14 protein-coding genes are annotated in these 19,540 nt (G+C 52.4%); 1 reads left to right on the forward strand and 13 read right to left on the reverse strand.

Going from position 1 to position 19,540, the window contains the following annotated elements:
- Positions 1 to 379: 379 nt before the first annotated feature.
- The 13 genes from AC5OW4_RS09155 to AC5OW4_RS09215 form a co-directional block, all read right to left on the reverse strand.
- Positions 380 to 1,768 carry an MATE family efflux transporter gene (locus AC5OW4_RS09155; protein WP_195396655.1) on the reverse strand — a complete coding sequence of 463 codons (1,389 nt, stop codon included), beginning with the start codon at positions 1,766 to 1,768 and terminating at the stop codon, positions 380 to 382.
- A 116-nt stretch (positions 1,769 to 1,884) separates the two neighbouring features.
- Positions 1,885 to 3,240 (reverse strand): dicarboxylate/amino acid:cation symporter, encoded by a 1,356-nt coding sequence (locus tag AC5OW4_RS09160; RefSeq protein WP_195396657.1) that lies wholly within the window; start codon positions 3,238 to 3,240, stop codon positions 1,885 to 1,887.
- A gap of 219 nt (positions 3,241 to 3,459) precedes the next feature.
- Complete coding sequence (locus tag AC5OW4_RS09165) at positions 3,460 to 3,834, reverse strand: DUF6054 family protein (RefSeq protein WP_195396658.1); 375 nt, start codon at positions 3,832 to 3,834, stop codon at positions 3,460 to 3,462.
- Between the two features lie 96 nt (positions 3,835 to 3,930).
- Complete coding sequence (locus AC5OW4_RS09170; protein WP_195396660.1) at positions 3,931 to 4,671, reverse strand: tyrosine-protein phosphatase; 741 nt, start codon at positions 4,669 to 4,671, stop codon at positions 3,931 to 3,933.
- Between the two features lie 417 nt (positions 4,672 to 5,088).
- Positions 5,089 to 6,057 carry a 3'-5' exoribonuclease YhaM family protein gene (locus AC5OW4_RS09175; RefSeq protein ID WP_308559897.1) on the reverse strand — a complete coding sequence of 323 codons (969 nt, stop codon included), beginning with the start codon at positions 6,055 to 6,057 and terminating at the stop codon, positions 5,089 to 5,091.
- A complete protein-coding gene (locus tag AC5OW4_RS09180; protein ID WP_195396663.1) occupies positions 6,050 to 8,035 on the reverse strand; it encodes a glycosyltransferase in 1,986 nt (661 codons plus the stop codon). Before AC5OW4_RS09180 ends, AC5OW4_RS09175 begins: the two co-directional genes overlap by 8 nt.
- Positions 8,032 to 9,081: a lysylphosphatidylglycerol synthase transmembrane domain-containing protein gene (locus AC5OW4_RS09185; protein WP_006058904.1), complete on the reverse strand. Its 1,050-nt coding sequence runs from the start codon at positions 9,079 to 9,081 to the stop codon at positions 8,032 to 8,034. Before AC5OW4_RS09185 ends, AC5OW4_RS09180 begins: the two co-directional genes overlap by 4 nt.
- A gap of 155 nt (positions 9,082 to 9,236) precedes the next feature.
- On the reverse strand, positions 9,237 to 10,256 hold the full coding sequence (locus AC5OW4_RS09190) for an LTA glycolipid anchor biosynthesis glycosyltransferase, IagA/BgsA family (protein WP_072684162.1): 1,020 nt from the start codon (positions 10,254 to 10,256) through the stop codon (positions 9,237 to 9,239).
- 254 nt (positions 10,257 to 10,510) lie between these two features.
- Positions 10,511 to 14,017 carry a pyruvate:ferredoxin (flavodoxin) oxidoreductase gene (nifJ, locus tag AC5OW4_RS09195; protein ID WP_195396665.1) on the reverse strand — a complete coding sequence of 1,169 codons (3,507 nt, stop codon included), beginning with the start codon at positions 14,015 to 14,017 and terminating at the stop codon, positions 10,511 to 10,513.
- Between the two features lie 207 nt (positions 14,018 to 14,224).
- Positions 14,225 to 15,628: an MATE family efflux transporter gene (locus tag AC5OW4_RS09200; RefSeq protein ID WP_308559895.1), complete on the reverse strand. Its 1,404-nt coding sequence runs from the start codon at positions 15,626 to 15,628 to the stop codon at positions 14,225 to 14,227.
- A gap of 234 nt (positions 15,629 to 15,862) precedes the next feature.
- Positions 15,863 to 16,891: a M42 family metallopeptidase gene (locus tag AC5OW4_RS09205; RefSeq protein WP_072684552.1), complete on the reverse strand. Its 1,029-nt coding sequence runs from the start codon at positions 16,889 to 16,891 to the stop codon at positions 15,863 to 15,865.
- A gap of 38 nt (positions 16,892 to 16,929) precedes the next feature.
- Positions 16,930 to 17,439 (reverse strand): bifunctional pyr operon transcriptional regulator/uracil phosphoribosyltransferase PyrR, encoded by a 510-nt coding sequence (gene pyrR, locus AC5OW4_RS09210; RefSeq protein ID WP_072684160.1) that lies wholly within the window; start codon positions 17,437 to 17,439, stop codon positions 16,930 to 16,932.
- Between the two features lie 18 nt (positions 17,440 to 17,457).
- Positions 17,458 to 18,675, reverse strand: coding sequence for a class I SAM-dependent rRNA methyltransferase (locus tag AC5OW4_RS09215; RefSeq protein WP_493676899.1), 1,218 nt, complete (start codon positions 18,673 to 18,675; stop codon positions 17,458 to 17,460).
- A gap of 207 nt (positions 18,676 to 18,882) precedes the next feature.
- Between AC5OW4_RS09215 and AC5OW4_RS09220 the strand changes: the two genes are divergently transcribed.
- Positions 18,883 to 19,329: a sporulation initiation factor Spo0A C-terminal domain-containing protein gene (locus AC5OW4_RS09220; protein WP_195396669.1), complete on the forward strand. Its 447-nt coding sequence runs from the start codon at positions 18,883 to 18,885 to the stop codon at positions 19,327 to 19,329.
- Positions 19,330 to 19,540 lie beyond the last annotated feature (211 nt).

The following is a 19,540-nucleotide window of genomic DNA, read 5'->3' on the forward strand; positions in this document are numbered from 1 at the left end:
TTAAAATATACAATTCCTCCTAATATAATATGAATACTAGAAACCATTACAACCAGGATAATGCTTAGTAATCACGTCTGTAAGCATTGACACGCTGATCGATTTTATTTATAATGAAAATAATTACCCTATCTTCTTACATTAGACATTATAAAAGTAGATCGTGTGAATGTCAATGAAAGTGTAAGTAAAGTTCCAGTTTCAACACTTAAAATGTAATGAATTACCTGTTTTTTGTCCTGAACGTTCACTAAAAATTATAAAAAATCGAAGAATTTTTACCTTCGATTTTCTTATTTATACAGTTTTATAACTCAAGAAAATCTAACTTGGCTTACATCCTGACGAATCTTATAAACTGTTTAAAAGAATAAACAAATCAATTTTGAAGCCCTTTTCTCTCTTCTTTTTTCAACCTGCGCTTTAACCAGCCACCCTGCAGATAATACAGCACAAACAGGATCGAAGTCAGACTCCACGTCAACGGATAGCTGAACAAAACATTCTCAATTGTAGGATTCAGCGGAACGGCGATCCAGATCCAGACGACGCGCAATACACATACCCCCATGCAGGTCATGATCATCGGAATTACAGAATCTCCTGTGCCGCGCACCACCCCTGACAGCACCTCAATACACACATAAGTGAAATAATAGGGAGCCAGATACAACAACATCTGCATCCCCACCTCAATCACCGCCGCGTCCTGCGTAAACAAATGATAGATCCAGCGACTGGTCACCATCAAGATCCCACTCATTCCCAATGCTGTGCCAAATGCCATCGCCAGGCACACCCTGACGCTCTTGTGAATCCTGTCGATTTTACGCGCGCCGAAATTCTGTCCGACAAACGTCGTGATCGCCACGCCGAAAGCCCCCATGATCATCCAGAAGATCCCATCGATCTTCCCATACGCCGTATACGCCGCAATCGTGTCCGTGCCAAACGTATTCACGCTGGCCTGAATCACAATATTCGATACCGAATACATGACCGACTGCAGCCCAGCCGGGATCCCGATTACGACGATTTCCTTCAACAATTCGCCATGCAGCCGAATTCGCTTGCGGATCAGCCGGTAACGGTCATCCTCAGCCTGAGATAAGCTCAGATAGACAAGTCCGCCGCTGATAAACTGCGCCAGACAGGTAGCCGCCGCCGCACCGAAGACACCCCATTGGAAGACCAGGACAAAAAGCAGATCCAGAACCACGTTGGCCAGGCAGCAGACAATCAGAAAGTACATCGGCCGCTTGGAATCCCCGACGGCCCGCAGAATACCAGACCCGACATTGTACAACAAATTCGGAATCAAGCCGACGAAGTAGACAATCATATAAATCAATGAATAATTCATGATGTTCTCCGGCGTCCCCATCGCCCTTAACGCCACCGGTGCGCCGAAAATCCCGATCACCATCATGATCGCCCCGCCGATCAACGACATCGCCACCGCCGTGTGCACGGCGTCGCTTGACTGCTCCACCTTTCGCGCGCCATAATACTGTGAAATAATGACCGTCGCGCCCGAAGACAAGCCGACAAAAAAGCCGACCAGCAGATTGATCAAAGTCCCCGTCGCGCCCCCAACCGCCGCCAGCGCCTCCTTGCCGACAAACTGGCCGACGATGATCGCGTCGACCGTGTTGTATAACTGCTGGAAGAACGTGCCCAGCATAATCGGAAAGAAAAACAGCAGCAGCTGTTTCCAAATAACCCCTTCCGTAATCTCATTGACTGTCGGATGTTGATGCTTTCTCATCAGTGATGCTCCCCCTTAAACTGAATACTAGAATAGCACTGAAATTTCCGTTTGTCACGAACAAATATGAAAAAACCAGAAGCATTTTTCAGCTTCTGGCCAACTCTTTTCACACTCTAATTTTGTTCGGCATTGTATTGCTTTTCATCCAGCATTTTCTCGCTCCGGGCGACGATGACCGACGTTGCGGCATCCCCGACGACGTTCAGCGAAGTGACCAGCATTTCAATCGGCCGGTTGATCGCCAGGATCAGCGAATACGCCAGCAACGCCGCGTCATTGGTATAACCCATCCCCGTCAAAATCGTGAACAGGATGACTGCTCCAGCCCCCGGAGCCGCCGGCGTGCCGATCGAAGCGATCAGCGCCAGGATCGCAATGATCGCGATGCTGGAAACCGTCACAGAATAGCCGGAGGAGGCCGCGACGAAGATCGCGGCAATGACCTGCATGATCGCCGTTCCGTCCATGTTGACCGTCATGCCTAACGGCAGGGTAAACGATGCAATTTCATCGCTGACGCCCAGTTCCTCGGTTACCGTCTTGCGGTTCAGCGGCAGCGTTGCCGCACTGGAGGAAGTAGAGAAACCGAACACCGCAACTTTCGCAATCTTCTTAACGAACGGAATCGGATTGATCCGGCCCAAGACCGCCACAAAGATCGCATAGCCGACGATCAGGAAGGCCAGCAGAAGCAGCACCGTCGTCACGACATAGGCCAGCGCCGGCTTCAGATGATCGACGCCGTAGATCGCAAACGTCCGGGTCAAAAGGACGAAGATTGCCAGCGGACCAAATTTATTGATCACATAGCTTAAGCAAACTGTGATGATATCGCTGATCTCCTGCAGCAGCTTCTTTAAAACGGTTACCTTGGAACCTAAGGCGTTGATGCCCAACCCCGTCGCTACCGCTAAGAACACCACTGCCAGCACCTGCCCGTTGGTTGAGAACGCGCTGGTCATGTTGTTCGGGACGATCGACAACAAGATTGACAGCGGATTGCTTCCACTGGACCCCGTCGAAACATTCAAGCCGCTGACTTCCACCGCATTGAAAGCCCCTGTCGCATAAACAGTAAGACCGACAGCGCCGGCGATCACCAGCGCCACCACGGTCGTCAGTAAGAAAGTCCCCAGCGTCTTGCTGGAAATTCGCCCCAGCTTGCGCGTATCCGTAATCTGACAGATCGCCAACGCAATCGAACAGAAAATCATCGGTACGATGATGACCTGCAGCGCGTTGACAAACAGCTGACCGACGATGTAGAACAAACCGATCGCATTCTTGCCGGCCTCTGCCGTAATATCCTGGAATAATAGATTGTTGATGGCCGCCCAGGTCTGGGTCTGGCCCGAGGTCAAGAGATTTTCACGAAGCATCAGCATGGCCAGGCCGCAGATTAGCCCCAGAACCATCGCGATCGCCATTTTGACGGCAAGATGATTGCCTTTTTTTTCTGTTTTTTTCATACAGTTCCCCTTTCATAAAAATACTCCTGACCCTTTAAGATCAGGAGTAAATGAACAGGCGAAACGTATTCATCTTCCTTGAGCAGCCTCACGGGACTCTCTTAAAGGATCACTGCAAAAAGTATACTCATAAATCCCTCCCTTGTCAACAATCAAAAAAGCACTTGTTTATGGAGCATTTTTATCCCTGGCGTATCCTTAACTTTTTTCTGAAATGATTTAAGGACGAACGCTGATCGCGCCCGGGATCCACTTGAAAGCATACGAAAGCAAAAGCTTCTCCACCTTTTTCAAATAATTTTCATAGTTGCCCCAGCTGATATTGAACGGTCCTTCGCCGCCGGCCACAACCGCAACATAAGCCGTGATCTCCCTTTCTCGAATCACCAAGGTGATCGTCACGCCCGTTGCCGAATTCACCCGCGCATAATAGCGCTCAGCTGTGATTATCTGAACCTCGGTATCACCCGCCTGCTGTCGATAAACAACGACATCCCCGCTAAAAGCCTTGACTTGTCTGACGAAGGTTTCCGCAAATGAAGCCTCCGGCTGACCTTCAAAACGATAGAGCTGATCGATGATATTTTTACTCATTTTCCTTCCCCTTTCCCTTTCATTTGGCCCCGGATCTTGGTTGTTCTGCTTTCACGCCGGTCAAATTGTCCTATTCCTTTCCTGATGATTTTCACCTCAGCGATGGATCAAGGCGTCACCCGTGATCAGCCGCCGCCCGTTTTCATGGCACAGCAACAGAGCAGTATCCCGGTCTGTCCGCCGTTCAATCTCGGCCTGAACATCGCTCAGCTTGATCACCCGCTTGCCCCAGCAATGATGCGCGTCGGTGCCGATGGCGTCGCAATAGCCTTCCTCTACCATCCGCCAGGCCAGCGCGCATTGTTCCTTATCGTCGTTGTGGATCAGCGAAGTCCGGTTGACCTGAAAATCGCAGCCCAGGGCCCGCCATCGCTTCAGCGTAGAGAAATCCTCCTGCACGCTCTTATACCGTTCCGGATGCGCGATGATCACCTCATAGCCCGCATCCAACACCTGCTTTAACAGCTCGGTTTCGCTGCTGCCCAGCTGGACCTTCTGATACCAGGGAAATTCGATCAACAGCCGCCGCGAACCGTTCAGCGTCAGCGCCCGGCCGCTGCGGATCCATTCCAGCGACGCATCGGTCAAAAAGAACTCGCAGCCCAGCGCCGTTTCAATCGGCCAGTTTTCTTCGGCGATCAGCTCCTGCAGCGCCGCAAACGGCGCCGCCAGCGTTTGGGCGTCGTTTTCATATTTATAATAAGGAAGACTGTGCGGCGTACACAAGATCGCCTCAATTCCATCCTCTACCGCAATTTGCAGCATCTTCTTCGTTGTTTCCCGATCCTGCGACGCGTCGTCGACGCCCCACAACACATGACAATGAATATCAATCATTCCATTTTTTCCTCCTCTGTCCGCAATCGCTATCCTTATTATAATAGAGTGTACAAAAAAGAAAAGAGAATCCCGCAAGATTCTCTTCAGTCTTCATTTCACAAAGTCGAACCGTCAAAATAAAGATCAGACGGATATTTGAGTTCATCTTGATTCGCAAATTCGTCAATAAACTTGTCTGACGAATATTGATTCATCTGATAATCTCAAACCAGGATTTGTTTGATTTCCTCCCGCCGCAGATCCACGTCCACTTCATTCACATAGACAATCCCATCCACGTCCACACAGGATACATAAATTTCATAAACCAATCCAGTGACGAAAACAAGCTGACTTCGACGGTATTATCCAGCACTTCGTTCATGATCAGATATTTATCTTATAATGCCTCTCAGCTTACCGAAATCTGTGGCCTTAATCCACTTCATCCTGTTTTTCATTCTTTTTCGATTTCGGCTTGTAAAACGCCCGGTTTTCCATCGGGAACAGACGCGATGTGAAGCTGCCCGGCTCCGTTTGCGCGTACGCCTTATCCAGTGTGTTCATGCGCGCGTCCAGATTGTCGATCAGATGCAGCACTTCCGCCTCCGCGACCATCGGCATGACCGGCGAACCGAATTCCAGCTGACCGTGGTGCGACAAAACCATGTGCCGCAGTAAAATCGCTTCCTCGCTCTTTTCGTAGCCCAGCTGAACGGCGACTTCCATAATCTTCGCCTGCATGATCGAGATATGCCCGATCAGCTTGCCCTCCAGCGTATATTCCGTCATGACCGGGCCGGACAGTTCCGTCAGCTTGCCCAGATCATGAACCAGCACGCCGCTGACCAAAAGATCCCGGTCCAGCAGCGGATAGAGCTTGACGATCTCATTCGCCAGATCGACCATCCCGGTGACATGCACCGCCAGGCCGCCGACGAAGTTGTGATGGTTCTTCGCCGCCGCCGGATAATCAAAGAACGGCTTATCATATTCCGCGAACAACGCGCTGACAATCCCTTTATAAATCGGATTGGACAGCGAGCTGATCGCGTCCTGGATCTTCTGCTGCAACAGCTCCTTGGGAATATCCGAAGCGATAACATAATCGCTCAATTCAATACTCTGCTGATCCATCGGCGTCAACCGATGTACGCGCAGCTGCAGTGAATTCCGGTACCGCAGCACCTCGCAGCTGACCTCGCCGACCCGTCCCGGCACGCAGGCAGCCGCCTGTTCTTCCTTCACATCCCAGATCTTGCCTTCGATTGTGCCGGATTTATCCTGCAGCGTCAAAGACAGATAGGGTGAACCATTGCTCGTCACGCCCTTGGTGACCTGCACAAGCAAAAGCGGCAGCGTCAGGCTTTCTCCTTCCTTAAACTCACTGATTTTCTTATTCATCATCCCACTCCATTTCACTTAAAATTAAATAAATATCCTCAACGTCGAAGCCCTGGGCTGAACAGTAGCGGAAGACATAATTGCGCAGCTTGGTGCCGCTATACTTCGACTGATACCGTTTCTTCGCTTTCGCCGCCGTCTTGCGCAGGCTCTCCAACTCGGCCCGTTCTTCCTCAACAAAGCTCAGGTTGTCCATGACCTCATTGATCACGTCGACCGCAAAGCCCTGAGCGATCAATTTGGATTTCATCATATTCTTCTTCATCCGCACTGATTTTTCCTTGATCGTCGGCTGCAGCTTCTGCGCCCACTTCAACGCGTTGCGGAATTCCGACTGTTCATCCTCGTCGGCGAACACGGATTCAATCATCTCATACGGGATGCCCTTCTTCCGCAATGTCCGGCTGATCTTGTTTTTGCCCTGCATCAGAAGCTTCAGATTATAAACTTGATTTTTGGTATAGCGCAGGTCGTTGATCAGATCCCGTTCTTCCAGCTTCTCAACGATCTCGTTGATCTGCTTGATATCCAGCTGCGTGTTCTGCGTCAGCCAGTCGTAGATTTCCTTGCGCGTGCGGTCTTTCGCCGCGATCCGCTTCAGACAGCTCTGATACGCCTTGACCGCTTCTTCCTCGCTGATCAGTTCGTCCAGCTCATCGCTGCTGATCAGCACGTCCTTGCGCAGTCCCTTATTGAAATACGTTTCTAGTGAAACAAGAATCCGGATTTCATCGTTGGGCGAGCAGACCTTCAGCTCAACGCAGTCGTCCTTCGGCCGGATCGATTCCAGCCGGTACATTTCACGGTATTCCGCAGTCGCGCTTTCATAGACTTCCAGCACCTTCTGATAGAAAATCCGGCTGTCGTAAACTTCAACCTGCGACTTCGCGGCAGCCTTCATCGCAGCGCGCTCCTCTGCGCTCATCGCTAAGAAAAGCTGCACTTTCTCGGCAAACTGTTCAGGTTTCTTAAACAGGAAACCGGTCTGGCCTTCCAGCACCAGATCTTCCAGCACTTCATCCGGCCGGGCAAAAACCGGCAGTTCGCTGGCTAACGCTTCGATGTAGGTCATACCCTGCGTTTCAGTCAGCGAAGCGGAAACAAACGCGTCCGCGCAATGGTAGTAGGAAGGGATCTGATCCGCCGGCTTCTTCCCGGCAAAGGTGATCATTGAATCCAGCCCCAGCTCGCGCACATGGCTCTCCAAGGCTTCCTGCTCCGGCCCGCCGCCGATCACCGCAAAATGAACCGGCATCCCGGCTTCTTTTAAATAGGTAAACCCGTCGATCACAAAGTCGATGCTTTTCTCCTTCGCGATACGGCCGACGAAAATGATCAGCGTCTCTTCCGAATTCGCCATCAGCTCTTCGCGCCGCTGCCGGATCGTTTCCGCATCCGTACGGTGGGCGTCAAAGCGCTGCAGATCCAGCCCGGTCGGAATCACGTGAATCCGCTTCTTAATTCCATAGCGCTGCAGCATTTCCTTGGTCTTCTGGGATGGAGCGATCAGTTCCGTGCTCGTCTCACCATACAGCTTGCTTAGGCTGCTGACTGCCTTCTTTGCGACCTTATCGACCGTTTCCAGATTAAACACGTTGACGTAATGCGTATAATCCTCATAGGTTGTATGATACGTCGACACCAGCGGGATCTGCAGCATCTTCGCTACGATCCGGGCGAAGATCCCGACACCGAATTCCGTATGGGCATGGATCACATCCAGCTCCATCTCGCGGATATCCTTGAGCACCGCAAAATGAATCGGACTGGTCAGCACATAGCCGTACAAGCTTTTTAATTCCACGCCCGGCAGCCGCAGCACATTGCCTTCGCGCTGGACCTGAAGCAATCCCGGATGGGTTGTGATCACGAACACATCGTGACCATTCTTTTCTAATTCCTGCTGCAGCGTCACAATGGAAGAAACGACGCCGTTGACATCAGGCAGATAGGTATCTGTAAATAATCCAATTCTCATTTCTTTTCCTCCTGCATCGGTTCGACAACGATCGCCGGCCGGCTCTTAACCCAGATAAAGGTCAGACCGCCCAGGATCAGCATAAAGTAATAAGAGGCAAACCGCCATAAAATCATCGAGCTGGTCGCGCCCAGCTTTCCGAAGATCGTTGAAAACATCAAAACATACGTGGCTTCCGTGCCGCCGCTGGCGCCCGGAATCGGAATGAACGCGTTGATCATCGACACGAACGCTGACAGCGCCATGCAGTCGATAATCAGATCAAGGCTGACGTTCAGGCCCAGCGCCTGCGCGCAGAAAAACGGGATCGCGTAATACAGGCCCAGCCGTACAAAGTTGGCCAGCGTCACTCGCACAATCAGCGGCCGGTGGCCTTTCAGCTTCGCAGTTTCACTGCCGAACCGGTCGAGCTGATCCTTTAATAAAGCCAGCGCTTTTTCCGGATTTTTTACCAGATGCAGCTTACAGCCCAAATTCAGACCGGTCGTGCTGATCCATGTGTAAACCTTCGGGAACCGGACTAACGCCCACAACCCGATAATCACCAGGCTGTTGACCAGAAAGCCAAGCAGGACAAGCAAAAAGAACTGCGAATAGTTAGTGTAGAAATGATGAAACCGCAGCAGGATCAAAATGAAAACCGACGCGATCATCGTCGACTGGTACACAATAAAATCCATCCACAGCACGCTCGCCGAATCACTTAACGGCACGCCCTGTTTCTTAAACACATACACCTGGGCAAACTGACCACCCGAGGCGCTCGGAGTCACGCCATGGAAAAAAGAAGCCACCAGGGCGTTGACAATCCCATAATTCAACTTGTAATGCGGATTGCTGATGCGGGTCAGCTGCGTCAGTATCCAGCCGATCACACACTGATACAGAATCGCGATCGCAATGATCACGATCAGCCAGCCGGCGTTCACCTGCTGCAGAATCCCCATGACCTCGTTAAAATTATCCTTCAAGGTAAACCACAGCACTCCGGCTGTGAAGCCTACGATGAGCAGAATATTAATCACATAGTTTCGCGCTTTTTTCATACTTCCTCAGCCTCGTTAACTTATTATACAATGAAAAACAAGGTTACACAAGGAATAAGGCTTCCTGCCCCGCGCTCTTAAGACCGCCTTCGCCGATTCTTTTTTCTTTCTTAAGAAATCCCCGTCAAATCAAAGAAAAAGAGAGCTTGCTCTCCTTACAACGTCTCCGGCCGGTTGTTTTCCAGCACGGTTTCATAAATGGTTTTCAGCTGCTGGCCCACGCTGGCGATGCTGCGTTCCTGCGCCGTCTTTTTCCCCTCGTCGCTGACCGACGGCAGACGCTTCTCAACGACTCCTTCGATCAGCTCGACGAACTCGTCTACAGACTGGCCTTTATAACAGTTCACCCGATCTTTCAGCCAAGGATCAAACACCCCGATGTCACGGACGATGACCTGTTGGGAAGCGGCCAGCGCTTCCAGCACGACGATGCCTTCCGTTTCCTCGTAAGACGGGAAGAAAAAAGCATTCGCTCCGGCATACGCGCCCTCGATAATCGCGCCCTTAACATAGCCTGGGAAGATCACATTGGCCGGATGATCCTCAACCAGCTCGCGGATATTCTTCGGCACGGAGATCAGCGGCGTATAGCCGAACCAGATAAACTTATACTGCGGCAGACGCTTCGCTACCTCAATGAAATCCGGCAGTCCCTTGCGCTCAAAATACAAGCCGACAGACAATACGACCTTATCGGTTTCATTCAGGCTGAAATACTTGTAATACGCTTTGACCTTTTCCGGATTGTAGCTGAAGCGGTCCAGATCAATGCCGTTGGACACGGCATAAATCGGTAAGTCAATGCCATAGCCTTCCAACAAGCTCTTGGAATAGGGCGTCGGCGTAATGATCGCATCGGCGCTGGAATAGAGCGAAACCAGATGCTTCTTAAACAGCGGGGCAAACTGATTGGACAGCACAAACGAATTGCGGAAATCTTCTTCAGTTGAATGTGCGTGATAAATGACCGGTTTGCCTTCCCGGCGGGCTTTGGCAATCACTCCCGCGCTGGCCGGTCCGACCGTATTGATGTGCAGAATATCAAAATCATCGTTCGGATCCAGCGTGTACTCAATCCCCGCCATCGTCAGCGCCTGCTTCTGATGCTTCAGCGCCCGGCCGATCCCGGAAGTTGAGATCACCTTTTCTCCTTCAAAAAACAACAATACTTTCATGTACATACCTCGAATCCACTATCAAGTATAATGAAAACCCTATCAATTATCAAGTCCTTCCGCGGTTTTCATCCTGAGCCTTAGACATCCGGCGGACATTGTTTGCCAGATTTCTGCAAAGAGGAGCTTGTTTTATTCAAATTCAGATGTATCAAAATCATCAGGGAATAATTCCATGCTTCCATTCAACAGCGGCTGAAAAGCAAAAAAAGCGACCCCCAAAATGAGGGTCAGCTTTCTATGCAAGTTTCAGCTTATTCTTCTGACAGCTTGACTAAGCGTGTATAACGGCGCTGCGCATCCTTCTTTGTTCTTTCGAACATTTCGTATGCTTTTTCGCCCTTCAGCTTCGGCAGCTGGCTGTAACGGGTTTCGTTCAGCAGGAACGCCTGGAACAGATCCCAGTTCGGTTCCTTGGAATCGATCGTTAACGGATGTTCTTCGTTGCGCGGATCGAAACGGTACAGAACGGTATAGCCGCATTCAACAGCCTTGGCCTGAACTCTCTGATGGTTCGCCAGACCGCCCTTGATGCCGTGTTCAGCACATGGTGCGTAAGCGATGATCAGGGATGGTCCATCGTAGCTTTCAGCTTCCTTGAAGGCTTTCAGCGTCTGAGCCCGGTTCGCGCCCATCGAAACGGAAGCGACATAGACATGACCGTAAGCCATCGCGATCTGACCGAGGTCTTTCTTCGCGGTGCTCTTGCCGCCGGCTGCGAACTTCGCGATCGCTGCCGACTGCGAAGACTTGGATGCCTGTCCGCCGGTGTTGGAGTAAACTTCGGTATCCAGAACCAGGACGTTGACGTTCAGGTTGTTGGCCAGAACATGATCCAATCCGCCGTAGCCGATATCATAAGCCCAGCCGTCGCCGCCGACGATCCAGATCGACTTGCCGACCAGGTCGCGTTCGTAATCCAGCAGTTCCTTGACCGCTTCATTCGCAGAAGCTTTGACGCCGGCAATGATTTCATCTTTGATTTCACGCTGTGCATCACGGTTGTTGCCCGCCGCCAGATATTTCTCGAACGCCGCCTTCAGTTCCGGTTCAACGGAATCCAGGTTGTTTTCCATCAGCGACAGGATGCGCGCTTCCTTGAAGTTCTGCGCCAAAGCCATGCCGTAGCCGTATTCAGCGTTGTCTTCAAACAGGGAGTTCGCCCAGGCGACGCCGTTGCCTTCCGCATCGTTGGAGAACGGAGTTGACGGTGTCGAGGAGCAGTAGATCATCGAGCAGCCGGTCGCGTTGGCGATCATCATATCCTTGCCGAACAGCTGAGAAGCCAGCTTGTAGTAAGGCGTTTCGCCGCAGCCCGGGCAGGCTCCGGAAACTTCAAAGTAAGGCATTGCGAACTGCGAGCCCTTGACCGTGTCCACCGGGAAGTAGTTCGTCTTGTATTCGGTGTGCTTGAACAGGTAATCGGCCAGCGGTTCCTGATCCAGCTTTTCGTTGATATCGACCATCTTCAGCGCCTTGTTGCCGCCCTTGCCCGGACATTCAACAACGCACAGACCGCAGCCGACGCAGTTCGCCGGAGAAACCTGAATCCGATACTTCAGATTTTCAACACCCTTGCCCATCGCCTGAATCGTCTTGAATTCCATCGGCGCATTGGCGATTTCTTCATCTGTCAGTAAGAACGGACGGATTGTCGCATGCGGGCAGACGAACGAGCAGAATCCGCACTGGATACAGTTGTTTGGATCCCAGGTCGGAACCTGAACCGCGATCGTGCGCTTTTCCTTGAAGGAAACGCTGTTGTGAATCGAGCCGTCCAGGATATCGTACTTCATGAAGTTGGATACCGGCAGATCGTAGCCTTCCAGAGAGTTGATCGCCATGACATGGTTGTCAAAGTATTCGTCGCCGGTCAGCTTGCGTCCGGAATCATAGCTCAGTTCAGCCCATTCCGGCTTCACTTCGATTTCAACCAGACCGTTTTTGCCCTGGTCGATCGCCTTGTAGTTCAGCTGGACGATTTCGTCGCCCTTCTTGGAGTAGGACTTCTTCGCCATGTACTTCATCAGTTCAACCGCTTTATCATACGGCATGATCTGTTCGTTCAGCGCGAAGAACGCCGACTGCAGGATCGTGTTGGTCCGGCGGCCCATGCCGATTTCCTGAGCGATCTTGGTCGCGTCGATGATGTAGAACTTCGCGTTCTTCTTCGCCAGCTGCGCCAGCATGCGGTTCGGCAGGTGATCCTGCAGTTCCTCTGCGGAGAACGTTGTGTTCAATAAGAAGGTTCCGCCGTTCTTCAGGCAGCTGACCATGTCATACTTGAAGCAGTAAGCGTCTAAGCTGCAGGAAACGAAATCAGCGTTTTCAATATAATAGGTGGAACGGATCGGGGAATGACCGAAACGCAGGTGGGAGCGGGTAACGCCGCCGGCCTTCTTCGAGTCATACTGGAAATACGCCTGCGCATACTGATCGGTGTTGTCGCCGATGATCTTGATCGAAGACTTGTTCGCCGAAACGGTACCGTCAGAACCCAAACCGAAGAACAGGCAGGATGTGTAGTCCGCGCTGACATGGAATTCAGGATCGACTTCCAGGCTCAGGTGCGTAACGTCATCGTTGATGCCGATGGTGAATTCCGCCTTCGGAGCATCTTTCGCCAGTTCGTCATAAACAGCCTTGATCTGGTTCGGCTGCGTATCGCGGGAGCTTAAGCCGTAGCGGCCGCCGATGATCGTCAGATCCATGCCCTTTAATGCGGCTAAGACGTCGAGGTACAGCGGTTCACGGGCGCCCATTTCCTTCGTGCGGTCCAGAACCGCGATCTTCTTGACCGAAGCCGGCAGCACCGCGGTCAGATACTTCACGGAGAACGGACGATACAGATGGACTTTGATCAGGCCGACTTTTTCGCCGCGCTTGGTCAGCTCGTCGATCGTTTCTTTAATCGTTTCGGTAACGGAACCCATCGCAATGATGATGCGTTCCGCATCCGGTGCACCATAGTAAGTGAACGGTGCGTATTCGCGGCCGGTATGCTCGCTGATCTTCTTCATGTAATCGGCAACTATATCCGGGATCGCTTCATAGTGCAGATTCTGCGCTTCGCGGCCCTGGAAATAAATGTCGTCGTTTTCCGCGCCGCCGCGGGTTACCGCGTTGGTATGCGGGTTCAGCGCATTGGCCCGGAACGCTTCAACCGCGTCCATGTCGATCAAGCTCTTTAAGAACTCATAATCCATGACTTCGACTTTCTGAATTTCGTGAGAAGTTCTGAAGCCATCAAAGAAATGAATGAACGGCACGGAGCCCTTGATCGCCGCTAAATGCGCGACGCCGGCCAGATCCATTGCTTCCTGAACGGAATGCGACGCCAGCATGCAGACGCCGGTCTGACGGCAGGCATAAATGTCGCTGTGATCGCCGAAAATGCTCAGCGCACGGGTTGCCAGAGAACGCGCTGCGACGTGAATAACGCCTGGCAGCAGCTCGCCGGCCATCTTATAGATATTTGGAATCATCAACAGTAAGCCCTGGCTTGCCGTAAATGTGGACGCCAGCGCACCGCCCTGCAGAGCGCCGTGTACCGCGCCGGCGGCACCGCCTTCAGCCTGCAGTTCCGCAACTTTGACAATCGTGTCAAAAATGTTTTTACGGCCCTGAGTAGCCCATGCGTCAACGACTTCAGCCATCGGTGAGGATGGGGTGATAGGATAGATTGCAGCTACTTCAGTAAACGCATACGCGCAATGAGCGGCAGCTGTATTGCCATCCATGGACATAAAAGTTTTTGTCATGGTTAAACCTCCTGTACTCTCTAACCGTTACCATTATAAAACAAAAGGTTTGATTTTTAAACCTCGATTTTCAACTTCTTCCTGCTTCTTTCCGATTTTTACCCATTTTTTTCAAGCGCTTTCCATCAGATGATTTAAACTTTACAATTTGCCTGAAAACCGGCCGTCAAAAAAGGAGGAAATCAATGAATTTCCCCCTTCTGTTGCCTACACTTGAATGCGCGTCCACTTCGCTTCGCGGAAACGCCAGTAGCTGACGATATAGCGCGTGAACTGATCGAGCAGCACCGACAGCCACGCCCCCGGCAATCCCAGATTGAGCGGATAGCACAGCACCCAGGTCAGAACCGGCCGGACGATCGTGACGCTGACAAACATCAGAAGCGCGACATACTTGACGTCGCCGGCCCCGCGCAGCGATCCGACGATGATGACCTGCACGATCTGAAACAGCACGGTGATCGAAAGAATGATCAACGGCGTTTCCCCGGCCAGAATCACCGCCGCCTCGTTGGTGAACAGCGCCATCAGCTGGGCGCGGAACAGCGTGATCGAACCGGAGACAAGAATTGCCAGAATCAAACCGATCCGCTGGGCGACCTTACCGTAGATGATCGCCATATCCGAGCGGCTGGCGCCTAAGCTCTGTCCGACCAGCGAGGTATTGGCAATCGACAGCCCGTCGCCGACGGAGAACGAAATCGACATGATGTTCATGACAATCTGATGGGCGGCGAAGGCGACCGTGCCCAGGCCGGCCACCGCTTTGGCGTACATCAGAAAGCCGATCCGCAAAAAGATCTGTTCAACAAAGGCCGACCAGCTGATGTTATAAAGATCGCGGATCGCCGGAATATCCGGCTTCCACGACTGCCGCCGATGCAGCTTTAAGAAGCCCTCGGTATGCGTGACGGAATACACCGCGATCAGAAACGAGACGATATTGCCGATCGCCGTCGCGATCGCCGCGCCCGCCACCTCCAGGCGTGGAAAGAAAAACAAACCGTTGATCAAAAGTGCGTTGAACACGAGGTTGACAAGATTGGCCGCGATGTTGGTGATCATCGAAATCCGCGTGTTGCCGACGCCGCGCTGGGCGGCGGTGATCGTCAGACCGATGCAGTAGAAGAAATTGCCGAACATGATAATCCGGAAATACGTTACCGCCAGTCCCAGATAATCCGGCGTCGCCCCGGCAAACGCCAGGATCTGCGGGGCAAACAGCGCGCCGCAGAAGGACAGCAGAAAAGAAAACCCGACGCTCAGCAGCAGCGCCTGGCGCAGATAGGTATTCGCTTCTTCCTGCTTACCCGCCCCCTTGCGGCGGGAAACGAGCACGGTAACTCCGGTGTTGAGCGCCAGGATCGTCGCCAGCACAAGAAACTTCGGCTGGTTGGTGATGCCGACCGCCGCGATCGACGCCGAGCCCAGGTTGCCGACCATCATCAAATCGACCGCTCCGATCAGCGCGATCAGCACGCTCTCGACGGCGCTGGGCCAGGCGATTTGATAGGTGCGCTTGTAAATCGCTTTGTTGCTCGGTATTTCGCCGCGGATCTGAGCCGGCTTGATCATTCCCTGCCAGCGGAAAAAGTTCAATATTGCGTCCACTTATAACTCCCCCTCAATTCTATACCGAATAGTTTACCATAATTCTTCAGAAAATGCGTCTTTAGTTCTGCCCTTGATTAAGGGAAACGGACCGGCCTGATTTTTTTACCCTATCCTCAGCGCAAAAAAAAGAAACCCGCCGCCGGAAGATCGAACTTCCACTTCAGCTGCGGGCTTCGATGTTGAAAATCCTGTCCATTAAACGGGATTTGTTTCTTTCAGAGCATTCTTCGCTTATTTTTCAAGCAGGTAGGCCGCCAGCAGCGTGTAAGCCGCGCTGACGCCCTGCATGTGCGTCCGTTCCATACCGTGGCTGGCATGCACGCCCGGGCCGATCAAAGCGCCGCGGATATCGTTGCCGCCCTTGAGCGCCGCGCCGCAGTCGCTGCCGTAAAACGGATAGATGTCGACGGCATAGGGCAGCTGGTGTGCCTGCGCCAGTTCGATCAGCCGGCTGGTCATCTGATAATCATACGGGCCGCCGGAATCTTTGGCGCAGATCGACACATCGGTCTCAGTACAGCTCAGATCTGTACCGACGCAGCCCATATCGACCGCCAACAGCTCCCGGACATCACCTGGAATCCACGAAGCGCCGTGGCCGACTTCCTCATAGGTGGAGAACAGGAAATAGGTTTTCTGCGGCGTGGTCACGTTTTCATCTTTGAGCGCTTTCAGCAGCGTCAGAAAGATCGCGGCGGAAATCTTGTCGTCCAGAAAGCGGGATTTGATGAAGCCGCTTGGGGTGATCGTCGTCTTCGGGTCGATCGCGATGATATCCCCGGCCTGGATTCCCAATCTGCGCACATCCTCTTCATTGCGGACAAGCTCGTCGATCCGTACTTCCATCGTTTCCTCCGAGCGTTCCTGGCTCGAAGCTTCCTTATAGACATGCACCGCCGGGGCCGTCGACAGAATCGTACCGGTATAGACTTTTCCCTGGCGTGTGATGATGCGGCAATATTCGCCATCCAGCGTCGGCAGGCACGGCCCGCCCAGCCGGGTAAACGCCAGCTTGCCATCCTTTTTAATTGATCGGACCATCAGCCCCAGCGTATCGGTATGCGCGCTCACCGCAACAGCCGGCTGATCGGCCGGTCCTTCGATTTCCACGATCAGATTGCCCTTGGCGTTGCGATAACAGGCGTAGCCTAACGCCTGCACCTGTTTTTCGATCCAGTCGATCGCATGCTGAGTAAAACCGGTCGGACTGTCGATGCTCAGCAGTTGTTGAGCATAGTCCGCCAGAATTTGTTCGTTCATCTTCTTCATTGCGTTTCCTCTTTTCCTTCTGAACCAGACTAACTGATGTAGACTCCGTCCTGATCATCCGTTTCGCTGACCAGCACTTTCACATCCTCATTGAGCGAGGTCGGCACGTTCTTGCCGACATAATCGGCGCGGATCGGCAGCTCGCGGTGTCCGCGGTCAACCAACACCGCCAGATGAATCGCCCGCGGCCGGCCGAAATGCATGATGCCGTCCATCGCTGCGCGCACTGTGCGGCCTTTATACAAGACGTCGTCGACCAGAATCACGATTCTGTCCTGCACCGGCACGCGCAAGGCCGGCGGCTGAACCTCGCCGCGTTCTATATCGTCGCGCCACGAAGAAATATCAAGGCTGTCGCAGGGAATGTCGCATTCCTCAAACTGATCGATCATCTTTTTTAAACGTTCCGCCAGAAATTCGCCGCGGGTCTTGATGCCGACCAGCACCAGTCCTTCCACACCCTTGTTTTTTTCTACGATTTCATGCGCCATGCGTACTAACGAACGCTTCATGGAACTGGCGTCCATAATTTCCTTCATGTTTGTCTTCTCCTTTCGTCACACAATCTGGAATAAATAAAATTTAAGATACCGGGTTTCCGGCACGGTTATTAAAATGGGATGATCCGGGGCCTGATGACGGACCTCGATCTGCCGCAGCTCGACCTTTGCGTTCCGCGCGGCTTCCTGCAGCATCGTTTCAAACATCGCGTCTTCCATAAAATGCGAACATGACGCCGTTGCGAACAGCCCACCCCGCGGCAGCAGTCTCATCGCCAGCGTGTTGATCTGGCAATAGCCCTGATAGGCGCTGCGGATCGTTTTGCGGGATTTGGTAAACGCCGGCGGATCGAGAATGACATAATCAATGCCCTGCGCTTTCCACTTCGGATCCGCTAACAGATCGAACACGTCGGCCTGCACAAACTCCAGCTTCTCTTCCAATCCGTTAAGCCGCGAGTTGTCTCTGGCGCTGGCTAATGCGCTGGCGGAAATATCGGCGGCGATCACCCGCGCCGCCCCAGCCTTCGCCGCATTGAGCGCGAATGATCCGGTATGCGTGCAGCAGTCCAGCACCGATCTTCCCTTCGCCAGCCGGGCCGCTGCCTGACGGTTGTATTTCTGATCGAGGAAAAATCCCGTCTTCTGCCCCTCGCCAAAATCAACCTCATAGCGAATTCCGTTTTCCACGATCTGCGTCGTCGTGCTTTCAGGATGCGGGAAGCCGGCGGCCCAGCCCGTACCTTCCCTCAGTCCTTCCTTTTTGCGCAGCGCAATATCGTTGCGCTCGTAAATCCCCGCGACTGTTTGACCGCGTTTTTCCATTTCTTCCCACAACAGGGCAAACAGCTGATCCTTGATCCGTTCGATCCCCAGCGACATGATCTGGCTGACCAGCACCGAACCAAACCGATCGACCGTCCAGCCCGGAAAGTGATCAGCTTCCCCAAAGATCAGCCGGCAGCAGCCGAAATCCTCGCCCATGACGATCCGGCGGTAATCCAGACTGTAACCGATCCGGCGGCGCCAGAACGCCTCGTCAAATCCGTCGTTGGCATTCTGCGAAACAATCCGCACGCGGATTAGCGACTGTTCATTATAAAACCCGGTTCCCAGATAAGTTCCCTTTTCATTGACGACGTCGCACAGCTGCCCGTCCGCCGTTTCTTTGACTTCGACGACTTCGCCGCCGTAAACCCACGGATGACCGCTTTGCAGGCTGCGCTGCGCTTTTTTCGTCACGGTCACCGTCGGAAACTGACGTTGTTGTTTCATGATTCATCCCTCTTTTTCACAGTCTTATCTTATCTGAAAGTCAGGGAAATTACAAATATTCTTTTCCCAAATTTCCGGTTAAACCTTTGACAAGGTCACAAAAAGAGTGTAATCTGAAATGGCACCGTTTTTTATCATTTCTGCAAGCCAGACCTCTGTTTTTATTCTGATTCCAAACAAATCAGGAGAAAAGAGGGTGCCAGGGATATGAGTTATGACTTTTTCAGCATGAATACAATTAGTGAAAACGCTGTGCTTCATCACAGACTTTTTTATTGCGTCCGTGAATTATTTCGGGCGCCTGAAAATCACAGGAGGCCGCAGTTAAGCCGTTCGGCTCAGCTGCTTCACGAATTGGGCATGCCCAGCAGTCTTTCCGGTTACCGGTTCTTGGAATTCGCGATGATCACGCTCGCGGAACAGCCGCACCTGCTCAAGAACCTGGACCGCGGATTATATCCGATCATTGCCGAAAAGTTTAACAGCACCAAAGACCGGGTTGAGAAAAACATCCGCTGCGCCATTGAACGAACATGGCTGCGCGGCAACGCTTCCCTGATCAGTGAGATTTTCGGGTATTCCGTTAATCCGGATCAGGGCCGACCATCCAACGCCGAGTTCCTCTGGGCCGTCTGCGATTATCTGAACCGCTGAACAGGTTCAGACGTGCCGGTTTATGCGCAACCCAAAAATCCGCCGTTGAAGCCAGCGATCAACGAATCCGGGCAGCTGCCCTGGGATATTCGCGATCAAGTGCTCGACGGCGGATCTTTTTTATTTTATCGCAGCTGTTTCAAGTATGAAAATCAGGTCTTCTTCAAGAACATCCGCTGCATGACCTGTCGTGACCGGATACGCCAGTGAT

The sequence above is a fragment of the Holdemania sp. genome, assembly GCF_986127675.1.